Here is a 14,939-nt window from a genome sequence, read left to right as displayed (position 1 = left end):
AATTCGCGATCTTACTGGTCGAGGAGACACTTTGAAAGCGTCACGATTCGGTTAGCAGCTGTCGAAGGACGTAGTGTAGGATGCCGCCGTGTTCGATGTATCGCACCCCGGCAGGTGTGCCCACCTGGGCCGTCACCGGGAACTCAACCGACGACCCGTCCGACCGCTCCGCAGTCACCGTCAACTCGGCCATCGGCTCCAACTCGTCGTCCAACCCGTAGATCGTGTAGACCTCTGACCCGTCCAATCCAAGCGCCTCCCAGGAGTCACCGTCCTGGAACTGCAACGGCAACACACCCATTCCGACGAGATTGTCCCGATAGATGCGCTCGTAGCTTTCCGCGATGGTCGCACGAACACCGAGAAGGTCGGTCCCCTTCGCCGCCCAGTCACGGCTCGACCCAGTCCCGAACTCCTCGCCCGCCATCACGACGAGTGGAGTTCCCTCCTCGCGGTACCGCTGGCTGGCCTCGAACACGGTCGTCTGCTCACCAGTCGGATGGTGGATGGTGTACCCGCCCTCGACGTCGTCGAGCATCTGATTCTCGATGCGGACGTTGGCGAACGTGCCTCGCATCATCACCTCGTGGTTACCCCGGCGGGCACCGTACGTGTTGAACTCGTGGGGCTCGACACCGTGGTCCATCAGCCACTGGCCGGCCGGCTGATCCGTCCCGAACGGCCCGGCAGGACTGATGTGGTCAGTCGTAACCGTGTCACCCAGCGTTAGCAGACACCGTGCATCCTCGACGTTAGAGACGCTGGGTTTCTCCAGCGGGAAATCTTTGAAGAACGGCGGCTCCCGGATGTATGTCGAGTCCTCGTCCCACTCGTAGACCTCGCCCGTCGGGGCCTCCAGCGCGTCCCATCGCTCGTCGCCTTCGAACACTTCGGCGTACTTCTCCTCGAACATCGACGGGTCGACGAAGTCGTGGACGGCTTCGTGGATCTCGTCGCTGTCTGGCCAGAGGTCCGCCAGATAGACCGGGTTGCCGTCCTCGTCGTACCCCAGCGGGTCCTGCTCCAGATCGATGTCCATCCGCCCAGCGAGCCCGTACGCCACCACCAGCGGCGGGCTGGCGAGGTAGTTCGCGCGCACTTTTGGATGGATGCGCGCCTCGAAGTTCCGATTCCCGGAGAGTACGCTCGTCGTCCAGAGGTCGTGTTCGTCGATAGCGGTCTCGATCGGCTCCGGGAGCGGCCCTGCGTTCCCGATGCAGGTCGTACAGCCGTAGCCCACGACGTTGTAACCCAGGTCTTCGAGGTATGGCAACAGCCCCGATGCTTCGAGGTACTGGGTGACGACGCGGCTGCCGGGCGCGAGGCTTGTCTTAACGTAGTCCGGGACGTCGAGGCCACGCTCGACGGCGTTTTTCGCCAGGAGCCCGGCTGCCAGCATCACGGAGGGATTCGACGTGTTGGTACAGCTGGTGATGGCGCTAACGACGACGCTCCCGTGCCCGATTTCGACGTCGTTGCCGTCGATATTCACGGAGGCGCGCTTCGTGAGAGGGTCGAGGTCGGGGCGGTCTCGACCGGTGTCCACGACCGCCTTGCCGCCGTCGGTCTGCCCCATCGATTGGTCGCTCTCACCGAGCCACCGGGCCAGCGCCTCCTCGTCAGCGTCGTCGAGTTCGTCCTCGAACTCGCCGTGGAGTAATTCCCGGAAGTGGGTTCGCATGTCACCCATCTCGACGCGGGACTGGGGTTTCTTGGGGCCGGCGAGACTCGGCGTCACGGTCGAGAGGTCCAGTTCGACCGTCTCGGTGTACTCGGGGTTCTGCTCACCGAACAGCCCCTGGGCGTCCAGATACTTTCGGACGAGCTCGATGTGGTCCTCGTCGCGGCCCGTCAGTTCGAGGTAGTCCAAGGTGGCCTCGTCGACGGGGAACATGCTGATGGTCGAGCCCTGCTCGGGCGCCATATTCGCGATTGTCGCCCGATCAGGAACAGTCAGCGTCTCCACGGCGGGCCCATAGAACTCAACGAATCGATCGACAACACCGACATCCCGCAGCAGTTCGGTGACGTGCAGTACGAGGTCAGTCGCCGTCGCACCCTCGGGGAGTTCACCTGTGAGTTTCACGCCGACAACCTCGGGGAGGTTCATCGTGATGGGCTGGCCGAGCATCGCGGCTTCGGCTTCAATACCGCCGACGCCCCAGCCGACGACGCCGATGCCACCAATCATCGGCGTGTGGCTGTCGGTCCCGACGAGGGTGTCTGGGAACAGCCAGTTCTCGCCGTTCTGCTCGCGTTCGTGGACGACTTGCCCGAGATACTCCAGATTCACCTGGTGGACGATACCCGTCCCTGGCGGCACGACACTGAAGTCGTCGAAGGCGTTTTGCGCCCACTTCAGCGCCCGGTACCGTTCGCTGTTGCGCTCGTATTCGAGTTCGACGTTCTTCTCGTAGGCGTCCTCGTTGCCGAAGTAGTCCACTTGGACGCTGTGGTCGATGACCAGGTCGATGGGGACTTCGGGTTCGACGAGGGTTGGGTCGCGGTCCTTGCGTTCGACGGCCGATCGGAGTGCCGCGAGGTCTACAACGGCGGGGACGCCGGTGAGGTCCTGGAGGATAACCCGGGACGGCTGGAACGGGATGTCGGCGTCGGGAACGTCCGGTTGCCAGCCAGCGAGGGCCCGGATGTCGTCCTCGGTAATGTCCTCCCCGTCGGCGTTACGGAGGACGGATTCAAGCATAACACGGATACTGACCGGGAGTTTGTCAAGTTCACAGAGGCCTTCCTCTTCGAGGACGGTGAGGTCGGCCATTTTGTAGGTCGTTCCATCGGCTTCGAACTCGCGGATCGCATTGAAAGGGTTCATTATTGTGGAAGATTTCAAACGGAGTAACCTTATTCTTGTTCCCGTTCTCGGGAGACGGGATTCGAGCAGTTCGACGTGTTCGTTGGACCTGCCCGAAGGGGTTCAGAGAGCTCGTTGCTCTCGTGTTCGACGAGTGACACAGTTCTGCATAAGGTGGCACTGTCTTTCTCGCTAGTCTTCATGGGTTCATACACCCATTTCTTGGCCAGTCTTACCGTCCATGCGTTCAGGCGCGATTCGCGACAACCGCATCGCGTTCCCGGTGACACCGAGGCTCATCCCCATATCACCGACAACGACCGCCAACGCAACGCTGACCAGACCCAGCGGCACGCCCAGCGCCAGCAGGAGCTTTACGCCGAGGCTCGCCCAGATGTTCTGCCGGATCACGCCGTTGGCCGTACGCGACAGGTCGTACAGGTACGGGAGCTTCCCGACATCGTCGCCCATCAGCGCGATGTCCGCAGTCTCGAGCGCGGTGTCGGTGCCGGCCGCGCCCATCGCGATGCCGACCTCTGCCGTGGCGAGCGCCGGCGCGTCGTTGATCCCGTCACCGACCATTGCGACCTCCCCATACTCCGCCTGCAGTTCCTCGACTGCATCGACCTTCTCGTCGGGCAGGAGTTCGGCACGGTATTCGTCGACGTCGACCTGCTCGGCGATGGCGCGGGCGGTGCCCTCGTTGTCGCCGGTGAGCATCACCACGCGCTCGACGCCCAGCTCGTGCAGGCGTTCGACGGCCCGCTTCGAGGCCGGGCGCACCTCGTCGGCGATGGCGATGGCACCCAGCAACTCCGATTCCGTTCCGACGATGACGACCGTCTTGCCCTCCCGCTCCAGTGCGGCGAGCGCGTCCTCGGCGAACGCCCCGTCGTCGACCTCGGCCGCCTCTTCCGCCATAACGCCGCCGTCCGTCTCGCGGCGTGCCCGAGCGAGGTCGAAGCCCAGTTCCTCGAAGAGCGCGGGTTTGCCCGCATAGTACGTCTCGCCGTCGATCTCGCCGCGGATGCCCTTCCCGGTGAGGCTCTCGAAACCCGTCGGGTCGGGCAGGTTACCCACGCCCGTCTCCTCAGCGCGGGTGAGAATCGCCGCAGCGATGGGATGCTCACTGCGACGCTCCAGTCCGGCGGCGCGACGGAGCAGATCGTCCTCCGTGGTGTCACCGACTGGAACGACGTCGGTGACGGCGAGTTCGCCCTTGGTGAGCGTCCCGGTCTTGTCGACGGCGACGGCGTCGACCTCGCCCATCGCTTCCAGGTAGTTTCCGCCCTTGATCAGGACGCCGTTCTTCGCGGCGCTAGTGATGCCCGACACCACCGAGACGGGTGTGGAGATGACGAACGCACACGGGCAGGCGATTACCAGCAGGGTGAGCCCACGGATGAACCACGTCTGCCAGTCGCCCGCGAAGCTGAACCCATATCCGGCTAGGTCAACTGAGATGGGGTCGGCGATAACCAGCGGCGGGATAGCGGCGGTCAGGATTGCCAGCACGACGACGAGGGGTGTGTAGTAGCCGGAGAAGCGGTCGACGAACTGCTCAGACTCGGTCTTCTTCGCCTGTGCGCCCTGTACCATCTCGATGATGCGCGAGAGTGTCGAATCGCCAGCGGTCGAGGTGACCTCTACCTCAAGGTACCCCTCCTCGTTGATCGCGCCGGCGTAGACCTCGTCGCCGGCGGTCTTGTCGACGGGGACGCTCTCGCCCGTGATCGGCGACTGGTCGACTGCACTCTCGCCTTCGATGACCGTCCCGTCGAGCGGAATCTTGTCGCCGGGGCGGACGACGACGGTCTCACCGACGTCGACCTCCTCGGCGGGAACGGTCACTTCCTCACCATCGCGAAGGACGGTCGCCTCATCGGGCGACAGCTCCATCAACTCGCGCAGGGAGTCCCGTGCCCTGTCCATCGCGTAGTCCTCGAGCAGCTCGGCGATGCTGAACAGGACGGCCAGCGTGGCGGCCTCGACGAAGTAGCCGATACCGGTCGCCGCGATGATCGCCGTTCCCATCAGCAGGTCGATGTCCAGGCTTCGGTTCTTCGCAGAGTAGTACCCGCTACGGACGACTGGGATGCCACTAGCCGCGACGGCGCCGAGGAACAGGACATCTGCGATGTGGAGCGGGTACTCGAGGACGCTCGCCACCGTGACGTTCTGTCCGGTGAGGAGGAACTCGAAGAGGAGGCCGAGCGTGACGAACGCCGCGCCGAGCCACGTCTTCTTCGCGCGAAGACTCGTCCAGACCTCCGATGGTGGCGCGATGTCGACGCCATCGGTCACCTGGTTGTCCTCATCATCGCCCTCGGTGTCCGAGCCCCCGACGACCTCGTAGCCGGCACCTTCAATCGCCTTGATTACGTCGGCTTCGCTAGTCCGATCAGGATCGTACGTGACGTTGGCCGTGCCGGTGGTCGTCTGGAGCGTGGCGTCAGTAATGCCGTCGACACGCTGGAGGCTCTTGTCCACCTTTTGGGCGCAAGAGGGACAGTCCATCTCGGGGACAACGAGGCGGGCGGTCAGCTCACGTCGCTGCCCGCCTCCGTTCGTTCCTCCTGCTGCGTCCGGATTCTCTGTCATCACGTCACGGTAGGAGCGGGAGTTCGATATGTCTTTGTTGGAATATTCCAACTACGGTCCTCAGTGGGATGCCAGGCGTTCTTCCGCTACCCGCTCGCCGGCGACATGTTGCTTCGCCAAATGTTCTTCCGCCCGACGGAGTCGGTAGGTGAGTGTTGACCGTGGCACGTCGAGATGCTCGGCGAGCTCGCCGACATCGACCTCGCGGGGTGATTCGTAGTAGCCGTGTTCGACGGCGGCCTGGAGAGCAGCCTCTTGGGCTGGAGGCAATCCACTCGGTGTTCCGTCGCTTCCCATAGCTGATGTTGTGTCCGCTGTGCGGAGCATCTCCATCTGGGCGCACTCCCCGACGGCGACTTTGAGAGCGTCGAAGAACGCCGCCACGTCGCCCTCACCGGAGTGGATGAGTCGCCACGTGTAGTGGCGGCCCTCGTGACGAGTCTCGAACAGTACGCCGTCGCCGAGGTGGTCGCGAGCGATGTGGGGGACTGAGGCGCAGGTCGGAGTGCGCTCCCAATCTGAGTAGAGGATGAGCGCGTCGTCCGTGCGGTCGAGGATGCGGGTGGTCTGTGTGGCGTTGCAGTCCTCGGTGGCGAGACAGTCAGCGTAGTAGTCGCCGTTGAGAAAGGCGTCCTCGATGGCGTTGAGCGCCTCAGGCGTACCGGTGGCATGGTCGACCCGCCAGAGACGCTCGGCAGTGGCGTGCAGCGAGAGCGAGCGAACGCGAGCGTCGGGGTGGTCGGCGAGGGCGTCCGCCACCCTGTTACAGCCGGGCTCGTATTCGAGAGCGAAGACGAGTTCGCGCATACCCAGTCTAAGGCCTGCTACGACATAACCCATGGCCTGTAGCGTTGTCGACCAGTAGACCTCAGATTACGTCGTCAGGGTCGTGGACTTCCTGCATTCGCTGTGCTTCGGCCGCGTATTGCTCTTGGAGGTCGGGGTCATCGACCATGCCAAGATTGCCGGGTTCAGCATCGACTGCTGCTGTCGTGTCTCGGACGTCGGTGAAGGATGTGAGTGCGCGTTCCTTCCGATAGTACTGTTCTCCATCGGGTGTTGCGTAGGTGAGGATGATCAGGTTCTGCTCGTCATCAGAGTACGTCCGTTCGACAAGCCAAACACGAACGTCATCTTCAGACTGATTTGACATACTTAGACGTCCCTCGAAACCCACTAAGGGATTGGTGTTACGGCTTGCCGAAACTCGCTGTCTCTAAGGGTGATTCTCCGGTCGGGATGAGCAGCTCCTGTCGGTCTCCGACTCGCTCGGCCAGCTTCCGTTTCAGGTACTGTCTCGCCGTCGACGGCGTGAAGACGCCCTTGTCGAGCATATCGCCGACGACGTCTTTGAGGGCCGCGAACTGTCCCTGGAGGTGGCCGTCGCCGACCGGCTCGCCGTCGTACCAACGCACTGTCGCGAGCGCGCCGTTCCCGACTGTTTCTCCCTCCTCGACCGTCTCTGAGTCGTACTGGAGGCCGAACCACAGCGTCCGATAGGCGGTCACCTCGAACGTCGTCGACACCACGAAGAACGCCTCGTGGTGGAGATAGTCGAGGTGGTCAGCAACGATCTCGTCGAGGGTGAGCCCGGTGGCGCGGGGCTTCGGTTCGACGACCGTCGACGGTCGATCCTCGCCGGTGAGGTAGCCGTCGACCGCATCTGCCTCGAGGCCATCGGCCAGTTCCGCCAGCAGCTGTTTCGCCCACTTGGAGTCGGTGTCGTCGCCACCGAACGGCGACTCAGCCGAGATTCGGCGCTTGAGCTTCAGGTTCGCTGCGCCCCAATGGCTGTAGTGGAGCGTGTACTGTTCGTCTGTGCGTTCGTACGCAACGAGTGCGCGGTGGCCCATCGAGCAATCACCTCACGGGGCGACCGCGACTGGATCGCCCCGCACCCCTCCCGGGGGACGAACAACGCTACTCGTCGATCGGGTCGGGGGAACTGAGGTCCGCGTGGAGGACTTCGCCATCGCGAACGACGTACCGCTTTGCCAGCACGGGGAAGCGGCACTTCGTGAACCCCGCTGTCTGGATATCGAGTTCCTCGTCAGCTTCGAGGTGGTCGGCGAGTTCTCGCAGGAATTCGTGGGTCACGATCCCGCCTTCGTAGTCCGGGAGGCCGTTCTCCCGCGCCTCGTACACCTCGAAGTCGTCGTACCCCCAGATGGTGAGCTCTCCGTCTTCGGTCACCTCCCAGTCGAGCGTCCCGAAGCAGTAGTTCTCACAGAGTTCGCGGACTGCCTGCGGATCCGATACGATCGCGCCGGTTGACGTCGTCGCAGCTTGTAGTGTCGCCATGTCTGGACTCGCGGGAAGCCCCGCACCCCTCTTGGGGGGCGATAAACCGACACTGGAAGTGCCCCTGGCCTCGACGGCGATGACGATCAGTCGTCTGTTGGGGCGTCTGGTCCGCTCCCGTCCTCTGGTCGCGTGAGTAGACTCACTTCTTCCAGGAGGTCTCTTGCAGTCTCGACTCGCTCTCGATCCGTGTCGTCCAACTGGTCGACGTCGAGCCGGCTGAGATTGCTGAGCACACAATGCATCCGGTAGCCTTGTTCGACTTGCTGATTCATCGGAAGTGCCTCACCACTCGCCGGCGCAGAAAGACTCCTTACGAGACTGTCGTCGGCGCATCAGCGTCGCCACCAGTGTTCGTCGCGACGCGTTGCCGCCAGGAGGTCACTCTCACACCGGTCGTCCAGCATCGTGTCCGGGATGTGGGATGCCTCGCCGGTCGGCCGTAGTTCCGCAAAGTCAGAATATCGGTCGTACATCGGTTGGCTCATACCTTCTGTCGGTATCGCATTTCAACGTCCGGACGCCTTCGCTCGCATCTCGCTCTTGATTATGTGAGGCAGTACAAACATATATGAGAGTACGGCGCGAACACTGTCCCAAGAGGTGCCAACCATGACCGAATCCTCGCGAGATGGGGTCCAATCGTGGACTGAGTCGATGAGCGCCCGCGACCGTATTCGGGCGGTCGCCGAGTCACTTCGCGAACCCCGCTCAGTTAACTGGATCAGCGAGCAGGCCGACGCCGCCTGGAGCACGACCAACGAGGAACTTCAGGATCTCGTCGACCAGGGCCAGTTGCGTCGCGTCGAGGCCGGCGAGACCACGCGCTACCAGCCGGACTACACGCGACTGCTCTTCGAGGAGATCCGCACGCTCATCGAGGAAAACACCCGCGAGGAGCTGCGGAGCGAATTGGCCGCGATTACCGAGGAGATCGAGGAGTGGCAGGCGACCTACGACGTCGAGACGTGGGAGGAGCTCGAACAGTCGCTCGCCGACGGCGACCTCGCAAGTGCGGAGCTCCGTGAGCGCCGCGACGTCATCGCGTTCTGGCGTGAGAACGAGGAGGATCGCCGCCTCATCAAGCACGCACTGGAACTCTACTCCGACGTCGAAGCCGCCCGCGAGCAGATGACTGACGTGGCTGACCGCGCCACGAGCTAATCCTCCTCTCTCACAGAATGATCTTTCTTGCCGGTCGCGACCGCTATACACAGCGGACCCTCCTCCGCGACGTTCACGACCGATTGACGAACCAGCCAGGGTGTGAAGAGGTCCGCTATCGCCCGTCTCGACGCCGACCCCGGTACGTCATCGCGGATGTCGATCCGACGACGTTCCTGAGTGACTCTTACGACGCGGCGACAGCACGACTGGAGATTCGTTTCTGGTACCCCGCCGGCGTCGACCACGAATACTACCGCATAAACTGGATCGAACCGGACCGAAATCTGATGCTCGGATTCCACCAAGACGCCGACCATCCGAACCTTGGGCCCTGTCATATCCAGCTCAATCACGAAGACACGCCGGTTGATCGGCATGAGGCGACGTTTCTCGATGCCCATCCGCTCGCCATCCTCGATGACCGACTACAGCAGTTCCCGCCCGCGCTAGATGCGATTCACTGGAAGAATGGAGCGCCCTCGCTCCCTACCTGGCCCGTCTAGACAGCGAGTTCATCGAGCGTTTGGTGATGCGTCCGTGTCGTGGTCGGCGTGACGTTTCCGGACTCGGCGATGTCACGTTGCGTCACCCACTACCCCTGTTCCCGCCCAATTTGTGGAGGCAAGCCGCTGCGAACCCTGCCGAATGAACGCCCGCCGTGACTGACGTCGGACTTGAGGGTACTCACCGTATTAACCAACAGAAGTCATCTCTATCGGAGACTGTTGGTTAATCTACGAGATTCCTCCTGCCCTATTTGGGAGCAGGCCCGTAGCGACCTGTGCCACACACCTGGCACTCCCAGATTGGTTGGCCCGTCCAAGTCTCGTCAGGGAGCGACTCGCGTGTCCTGAACCGATGTTCTGTTTCTCTCGTACAGTGCTGGCACTCGAGGGCTGTCACGGTCGGAATTTCGGCTCCGGCACTGCTGGATTCCGTTTCGTGGGGTACTGTTTCAACAGCGATTGCTGGGACGATCCACAGCTGATCGCTGTCGTCGAGCGTGTGCTCGAGGGACGACTCATCACGAATTCCCTGGCCACGCTCGTCATAGACGCGTGGAATCTCCGTCTGAGAACGATCGCTCCTCTCGTTCCACGCTTTCCGCTCACGGGCCGCTGTTAGTAACGCGTCGCCAGCCGCTGTGGTCACCTCAGTAGCAGCGGGGAGCGTAGGCCAGCGCTCGGTTAACTGGGGTGCGGGCTCGTCGTCGAGATCGTAGATGAGCGTACAGTCGTCAATGGGCTCGTCGTGACCTGACGTGAGAAGTGTCGCTGCAGCTGTCCCTTTCGCGACAGCACCATAGAACGTCCCGGATTCGACGAGGAAGTGGATCACGCCACGGAGTGATTGCTCGGAACTCGCAGCATCCGACGCTGAGGCGGCGTCGAGTTCGTGTTCGAGACAGAACCGGCATTTTCGTTGCGACGCCGGGATCGATGCGCCACAGGAGACACAGGCTCGGTCTGTGTCGGTTGTTCCATCCGGATACCCACCCGAATGCGCGGCTTCACGCTGGCGGGTTGGCTGGCCGTCCGCTGGCTGATCCAGTGCTGGGTCCGGCACCAGAGCGCCTTCCCCGACAGGTTGGAACGCGTCTCGGTCTGAGTTGTGGTCAGTCATCGATTCGGTCCGCGTTTCCCCCGGTTTGGTATTTAAACTCAAGGGTGAGAAAACGCGGGAACGGATTCGGCGACGACGAAATAAATCTGATCGCCTGAGACGGAGTCAGTCTCGGAGCTCGGCGACCGCTCGACCAACCTCGCGAACGTGCTCACTCCCCTCGATATCGAGCTCTGTCGACAGATACTCGACAGTCTCTTCCAGATCCATACTCCTTGGTAGACTCTCTGCCTGTATGTAGGTGCTCCTCTACTGGAGGCGTCTCAGATCGCTTGGAGTTCGTCCCGCCGGCTTCGGAGCGTCACGACTGACACTTCTGCTGCCGACGCGACGGTGGATTGGGTAATCAACGCGCCCTGTTCTTGGGCGGCCAGATAGACACAGGCGGCCGCGACGCCCGATGGCTGACAGCCGTTCGTGAGGGCTGTCCCTTCGGCGTGTTCTGCGAGTTCGTTCGCGCGGCGGCGAATGTCGTGGTCTAACCCCAACTCCGAGATCAGCCGCGGAACGAACGACGTCGGGCGCATTGGTGGTGCCGGGAGCTCTAATTCGCGATTCAGTGTTCGGTAGGCGTTGGTCACACGAGTGGACTCGACTCGGGCGGCGTCGACGACATCCTCGAGGAGAAGCGGGTGTTGGTTACATCGGCCGGTACCGTAGATACTCGCTGCACCGATGGCTTCGATGGATCTGCCACGAAGCAGATCCTCGCTCTGAGCCCTCCGGAAGAGCTGGCACGCCTGGTCACGAATCGACTCGGAGAGTTCGAGCGCACTCGCCAGCCGGCGCACCTCGCCCAACCCGTGTGCGAGATTCCGTTCCGCTTTGGACCGCCAGCGACCACGGGTCTGCTCACGTCGCATCCGGGCCAGCCGCCGACGTTTCTGCCCTGAGAGTTCGTTCCCGTGCGCATCAGTTCCGTGGCCGATCTCGGTCGAGAGGCCTCGATCGTGACGGGCCGCAGTCAGGGGTGCGCCTGTTCGCTCGCGTTTGTCCTCATCGTACGATCGCCACTCTGGCCCGTGATCGATACGTTGTTCATCGATAACGAGCCCACAGTCCTCGCAGACCGTTTCCTTCACGTTGGTAGTGACGTGTCCGTCGCACTCGGGACATCGGTTTGCGCTTGACTCCGTTTGGACGTCTTCGTCGAAGCCGGTTTCGTAGATGTCTCTCGTTGCCATCGTTCTCACCGTATTCAGGAACTCGCTGTCACCGGGAGCCCCTCACCTATCACTGGGGGATAAAAAAACGAAATCCGATGAGACTGCCGTAGACTCAGATGTCTAACTGAGATCCGGGTGATCTGAACGCTCAAAGTAACGCTGAGCGGGTCGCGCTGTCCCCCGTCGGAGCCCATCGCGTAGTTCTTGAGCTTCTTTAATATGGACCATCCGCCGGGCTTTCCCGAATCTAGTTCGGAACTGGATTGCTTTTCCGTACTTTGCTTTGTATGACCCAGCAGAGTGATTATAAGTTGGCGGCGAGCTCGGGATACCCGGGATATCATGAAGTTCGCCCCCGTTACGTGCCAGCACTTGGTCTAACTCTTCTGCATTAACTTCCCGTGCAGCACCATATATTGGAATAGTGCCGTACTTTGAACGCTCGTCAATGCCTCCGCCTCGGCGATTATATTCAAGATTGCCATTCATCAGGCTGGAGAATGTCTGAACACCGTGATCAGTTAGATACATTCCGTAATATCCCGACCGCGGGAGAATGACCGGAAGATGCTCTTGACGTGCCAGATTGACGACTTCCGTAACGAAGCTCTCGAGTGCTTTTTCATTCCCTTTGTCCCATACCCGATCTAGATTTGAGATGGTGAGGGCCACGCCGGCGTAGGATGCGCTCTGTATTTCTGATTTAATGGCTTGTTTGATCCGCTGGGCGTTGCCATTATCACTTGGCTCGAAAACCCCCTGATCGATGTAGAAGTGGAGATATGCCGTTACTGACCCACTTGAGGGTTCATTCCATTTTGTTTCAGCCAGCTGTCTCATATAGCTATTAAGTCCCAGTGTGCGGCTGATGACGTCTTTCCCGGTCGATTTCATCACTGGGGGTACAGGTGGAATGAGGGCAGTATTAGGTGCGTTCCCTGCGTCCTGAGCGAGCGTCTCGAAGTACTCTGTAAACCCTGAATCCGCTCGCTTGTCCCGCCAGGCTTCGTGGACTTTGCCACTATTTTGGGACTGATATTTCATCGGGACAGCGAGGTCCTTGCTCTTCAGCAAGGCTTTCATTTGAGCTTCTATGAACGGCTGGAAAAAGCGGGGCAGTTTCTCAATCGCGTCTTTGTAGTTGCCATCCCGTAGTTCACTGTAGAAATCGCGTGAACGAGCTTGATCGCCGCGGAACGCGTAAGTAACCAAATTCTGAGGGCGAGTATAACGGAATAGTTCAACAGGTTCGTAATAGAAGAACGGGTGCTCGGTTACTAGTTCTCGAATGTCCTCTCGAACCTGTTTGAAGCGTGGCTTTGATCGGATGTCTTGCCACCTGTGTCCCGCTACCATCACTGGACTGTGGGACTCCAGAGCGTCATGTGCGAAAAGTAATGATTGCAGCCCCTCTGGACCGCTTACTTCTGGGGTGTAGAACGGTGCTTCAATCCCTGTGACTTCACTGATCCGGACCTCATCGAGGCCTTGTTCGTTCTTTTGAATGAATTTAACATCTTGCATTATTCTTCAGCCTCCTCAGCAAATTCTTGCATCTTTTGGAAGACTTCATCAAGTGACGACATCGGAAAGATGACCGCTCCTTCTGTGGTTTCGCCTTCCATCAACGAGAAGCGCTTCTCTGTCAAGTGGAAGTACAAGTCGTCATTCTTCCCTTTTGCCAGCTGAATATCCAAAATAGTGTCCCCGTCCTCAATCCGTTTTTTCCCAAACGAATGTAGGGGTTTTCCGTTTGGATAGTAGAAGTAGGTCTGCTTGTCACGCTTTTGCCGGTACACTTCACGGAGCTGTCGCAACCGAGTCAGATGTTTATCAACAGTATTGCGCGCGAGCCCAGTAACCTCCATAATCTCGCTCACCGTGATCCCGTCCTCGCCAAATTTTCGGACTGCACGCCGAACTTTGTCCTGTGCTAACGTGTCACTTTCATCATCGCCGAATCCCTCTATGGTTGGGTCATCGTCCGATAAATCCTCAAGTGGGTCCTGCAATTCCGAACCAAGCTCCAACGCCGATATTTCTCCATCCTCATCATCACGACGGTCTTTTTCAGACATTGGACCACACCATATCACACGGTTTCGTGCAACCTCTATAAAAAGGTTTGGCAAAAGAGCGACGAATTTCAGATCACGACCGCGGTATCTGACCCCTAGTTTTATTATCCGCCAGTAACGATTGGCCAGTAACCTGTCGGTCCTCCCGACTTGGTACATGCCGCCACGAAAGACGCGCTCGACCTGCGATGGTGTTGGCGCACGGCGCAGGTCGATGCATCGCCCCGATGACCAGCCAGCGAAGCCACCGGGGATTAGGCTCCCCGAGGTGCTGGGGTCACCCGGACTAGACTAATATCTGTCTGGCCGGGTGTTAAGCGTTGCTCCGCTCCTCCGTGTGGCGTCCCACCTACATGAGTGAGGATTCCAACCCCGGCGAAAGCCGGAACGACGACGGTAACGCTCCCCGAAACAACAAGCAGTACGTGGTCTTCGTTGACGGGACGAAGGCCAAATTCGAGGATTCGACCGTGGAAGCCCGCGATTTGATCGCGGTCGTCTTCCCCGATGATGCTGACGCGTACGACCTCGTGGCGCTACGCGGCGAAGGCGGCCCGGAAGAAGCAGTGTTCGCACCCGGCGACACGGTCACCCTTGACGAACAACACCGCAAGCACTTCGATACGAAGGGCGACGGACGGAACTACGTATAAGATATGGCGACGGACGACTCTGCTACTGGGAGCGCCGACACGGTTCCTACCAGTCGGACCTATTCCCAGCACGATGAGCTTCTACGCGACCGTTCAGATCGGTTCCAGAACGGATTTGAGGCGCTTCAGGCCCACCCAGAAGTAACTCCGAAGTTGGTGACGGTCACCGATGACGATGACCCAGGCGGGGGTAACTTTGTATTCATTAGCTTGGGCATTGTCAACGTTGGTCGATTTGCCAACTACAACCACGATAGGGCCGAGGTGTTCATCCGAGTACCCGACACGTTCCCGGCGGGTCAAAAGTACGGATTCGCCACTGATCCAGTTCTACGCATCGATGGTCAGCTCCCGACTAACACACAGACCGATCGAGATCACGCGGAACCACTTTGTCGTACTCTCGATGTCGATCAGGTTCTGTATTGGAGTCGACGGTGGGACTATATGGATATCAACGAGCAGGGGAGTCCCGACCAGATGCAGGCCGCAGTTCCGTGGATGAAGCAAGTGCTGCGTACGCCAGTGGAGGGGCAGTAAC

The 14,939-nt window shown here is 60.5% G+C and carries 15 protein-coding genes and 1 pseudogene; 4 read left to right on the top strand and 12 right to left on the bottom strand.

Annotated features, from left to right (window positions below; translation table 11 throughout):
- Positions 1-40: 40 nt before the first annotated feature.
- From acnA to ACZ432_RS00745, 8 genes and pseudogenes are all read right to left on the bottom strand, one after another.
- On the bottom strand, positions 41-2,830 hold the full coding sequence (gene acnA, locus ACZ432_RS00780) for an aconitate hydratase AcnA (protein ID WP_379739819.1): 2,790 nt from the start codon (positions 2,828-2,830) through the stop codon (positions 41-43).
- Positions 2,831-3,016: 186 nt separating this feature from the next.
- Positions 3,017-5,410 carry a heavy metal translocating P-type ATPase gene (locus ACZ432_RS00775; RefSeq protein WP_426963447.1) on the bottom strand — a complete coding sequence of 798 codons (2,394 nt, stop codon included), beginning with the start codon at positions 5,408-5,410 and terminating at the stop codon, positions 3,017-3,019.
- A gap of 60 nt (positions 5,411-5,470) precedes the next feature.
- Positions 5,471-6,217 carry a helix-turn-helix domain-containing protein gene (locus ACZ432_RS00770; RefSeq protein ID WP_426963446.1) on the bottom strand — a complete coding sequence of 249 codons (747 nt, stop codon included), beginning with the start codon at positions 6,215-6,217 and terminating at the stop codon, positions 5,471-5,473.
- A 61-nt stretch (positions 6,218-6,278) separates the two neighbouring features.
- On the bottom strand, positions 6,279-6,563 hold the full coding sequence (locus ACZ432_RS00765) for a hypothetical protein (protein ID WP_006183450.1): 285 nt from the start codon (positions 6,561-6,563) through the stop codon (positions 6,279-6,281).
- 37 nt (positions 6,564-6,600) lie between these two features.
- On the bottom strand, positions 6,601-7,263 hold the full coding sequence (locus tag ACZ432_RS00760) for a DUF6735 family protein (protein WP_426963444.1): 663 nt from the start codon (positions 7,261-7,263) through the stop codon (positions 6,601-6,603).
- Between the two features lie 67 nt (positions 7,264-7,330).
- Positions 7,331-7,711, bottom strand: a complete 381-nt coding sequence (locus ACZ432_RS00755) for a hypothetical protein (protein WP_426963443.1) — start codon at positions 7,709-7,711, stop codon at positions 7,331-7,333.
- 86 nt (positions 7,712-7,797) lie between these two features.
- On the bottom strand, positions 7,798-7,986 hold the full coding sequence (locus ACZ432_RS00750; protein WP_426963442.1) for a hypothetical protein: 189 nt from the start codon (positions 7,984-7,986) through the stop codon (positions 7,798-7,800).
- A gap of 50 nt (positions 7,987-8,036) precedes the next feature.
- Positions 8,037-8,187 (bottom strand): annotated as a pseudogene (locus ACZ432_RS00745) (biosurfactant protein 1); the annotation flags it as partial.
- Positions 8,188-8,323: 136 nt separating this feature from the next.
- Here ACZ432_RS00745 and ACZ432_RS00740 point away from each other — a divergent pair.
- Both ACZ432_RS00740 and ACZ432_RS00735 read left to right on the top strand, forming a co-directional pair.
- Entirely contained in the window at positions 8,324-8,875 is a 552-nt protein-coding gene (locus tag ACZ432_RS00740) for a DUF7342 family protein (RefSeq protein WP_426963441.1), read from the top strand.
- Between the two features lie 17 nt (positions 8,876-8,892).
- On the top strand, positions 8,893-9,381 hold the full coding sequence (locus tag ACZ432_RS00735) for a hypothetical protein (protein ID WP_426963440.1): 489 nt from the start codon (positions 8,893-8,895) through the stop codon (positions 9,379-9,381).
- Between the two features lie 250 nt (positions 9,382-9,631).
- Here ACZ432_RS00735 and ACZ432_RS00730 read toward each other — a convergent pair whose 3' ends face one another.
- The 4 genes from ACZ432_RS00730 to ACZ432_RS00715 form a co-directional block, all read right to left on the bottom strand.
- Positions 9,632-10,501 (bottom strand): biosurfactant protein 1, encoded by an 870-nt coding sequence (locus ACZ432_RS00730; protein ID WP_426963439.1) that lies wholly within the window; start codon positions 10,499-10,501, stop codon positions 9,632-9,634.
- Between the two features lie 263 nt (positions 10,502-10,764).
- A complete protein-coding gene (locus ACZ432_RS00725; protein WP_426963438.1) occupies positions 10,765-11,685 on the bottom strand; it encodes a transcription initiation factor IIB in 921 nt (306 codons plus the stop codon).
- Between the two features lie 102 nt (positions 11,686-11,787).
- Entirely contained in the window at positions 11,788-13,191 is a 1,404-nt protein-coding gene (locus ACZ432_RS00720) for a hypothetical protein (RefSeq protein WP_426963437.1), read from the bottom strand.
- Positions 13,191-13,745, bottom strand: a complete 555-nt coding sequence (locus ACZ432_RS00715; protein WP_426963436.1) for a winged helix-turn-helix domain-containing protein — start codon at positions 13,743-13,745, stop codon at positions 13,191-13,193. The genes ACZ432_RS00720 and ACZ432_RS00715 overlap by 1 nt, the downstream gene beginning before the upstream one ends.
- Positions 13,746-14,098: 353 nt before the next feature.
- Between ACZ432_RS00715 and ACZ432_RS00710 the strand changes: the two genes are divergently transcribed.
- Together ACZ432_RS00710 and ACZ432_RS00705 are read left to right on the top strand one after the other, a co-directional pair.
- Positions 14,099-14,398, top strand: a complete 300-nt coding sequence (locus tag ACZ432_RS00710) for a multiubiquitin domain-containing protein (RefSeq protein ID WP_426963435.1) — start codon at positions 14,099-14,101, stop codon at positions 14,396-14,398.
- A gap of 3 nt (positions 14,399-14,401) precedes the next feature.
- The gene (locus ACZ432_RS00705; RefSeq protein WP_426963434.1) at positions 14,402-14,938 is read left to right on the top strand and encodes a hypothetical protein; all 537 of its coding nucleotides are present in this window, start codon (positions 14,402-14,404) and stop codon (positions 14,936-14,938) included.
- The last annotated feature ends 1 nt before the right edge of the window (position 14,939 follow it).

Source organism: Haloparvum alkalitolerans, from assembly GCF_055381565.1.
Note: the sequence above shows the minus strand (reverse complement) of the source record. Positions and strands in the feature narration are given on the sequence as shown.

Bases quoted from the DNA above. Each gene is read 5' to 3' on its own strand.
- acnA (WP_379739819.1), bottom strand. From the start codon at position 2,830: ATGAACCCTTTCAATGCGATCCGCGAGTTCGAAGCCGATGGAACGACC.
- ACZ432_RS00775 (WP_426963447.1), bottom strand. From the start codon at position 5,410: ATGACAGAGAATCCGGACGCAGCAGGAGGAACGAACGGAGGCGGGCAG.
- ACZ432_RS00770 (WP_426963446.1), bottom strand. From the start codon at position 6,217: ATGCGCGAACTCGTCTTCGCTCTCGAATACGAGCCCGGCTGTAACAGG.
- ACZ432_RS00765 (WP_006183450.1), bottom strand. From the start codon at position 6,563: ATGTCAAATCAGTCTGAAGATGACGTTCGTGTTTGGCTTGTCGAACGG.
- ACZ432_RS00760 (WP_426963444.1), bottom strand. From the start codon at position 7,263: ATGGGCCACCGCGCACTCGTTGCGTACGAACGCACAGACGAACAGTAC.
- ACZ432_RS00755 (WP_426963443.1), bottom strand. From the start codon at position 7,711: ATGGCGACACTACAAGCTGCGACGACGTCAACCGGCGCGATCGTATCG.
- ACZ432_RS00750 (WP_426963442.1), bottom strand. From the start codon at position 7,986: ATGAATCAGCAAGTCGAACAAGGCTACCGGATGCATTGTGTGCTCAGC.
- ACZ432_RS00740 (WP_426963441.1), top strand. From the start codon at position 8,324: ATGACCGAATCCTCGCGAGATGGGGTCCAATCGTGGACTGAGTCGATG.
- ACZ432_RS00735 (WP_426963440.1), top strand. From the start codon at position 8,893: ATGATCTTTCTTGCCGGTCGCGACCGCTATACACAGCGGACCCTCCTC.
- ACZ432_RS00730 (WP_426963439.1), bottom strand. From the start codon at position 10,501: ATGACTGACCACAACTCAGACCGAGACGCGTTCCAACCTGTCGGGGAA.
- ACZ432_RS00725 (WP_426963438.1), bottom strand. From the start codon at position 11,685: ATGGCAACGAGAGACATCTACGAAACCGGCTTCGACGAAGACGTCCAA.
- ACZ432_RS00720 (WP_426963437.1), bottom strand. From the start codon at position 13,191: ATGCAAGATGTTAAATTCATTCAAAAGAACGAACAAGGCCTCGATGAG.
- ACZ432_RS00715 (WP_426963436.1), bottom strand. From the start codon at position 13,745: ATGTCTGAAAAAGACCGTCGTGATGATGAGGATGGAGAAATATCGGCG.
- ACZ432_RS00710 (WP_426963435.1), top strand. From the start codon at position 14,099: ATGAGTGAGGATTCCAACCCCGGCGAAAGCCGGAACGACGACGGTAAC.
- ACZ432_RS00705 (WP_426963434.1), top strand. From the start codon at position 14,402: ATGGCGACGGACGACTCTGCTACTGGGAGCGCCGACACGGTTCCTACC.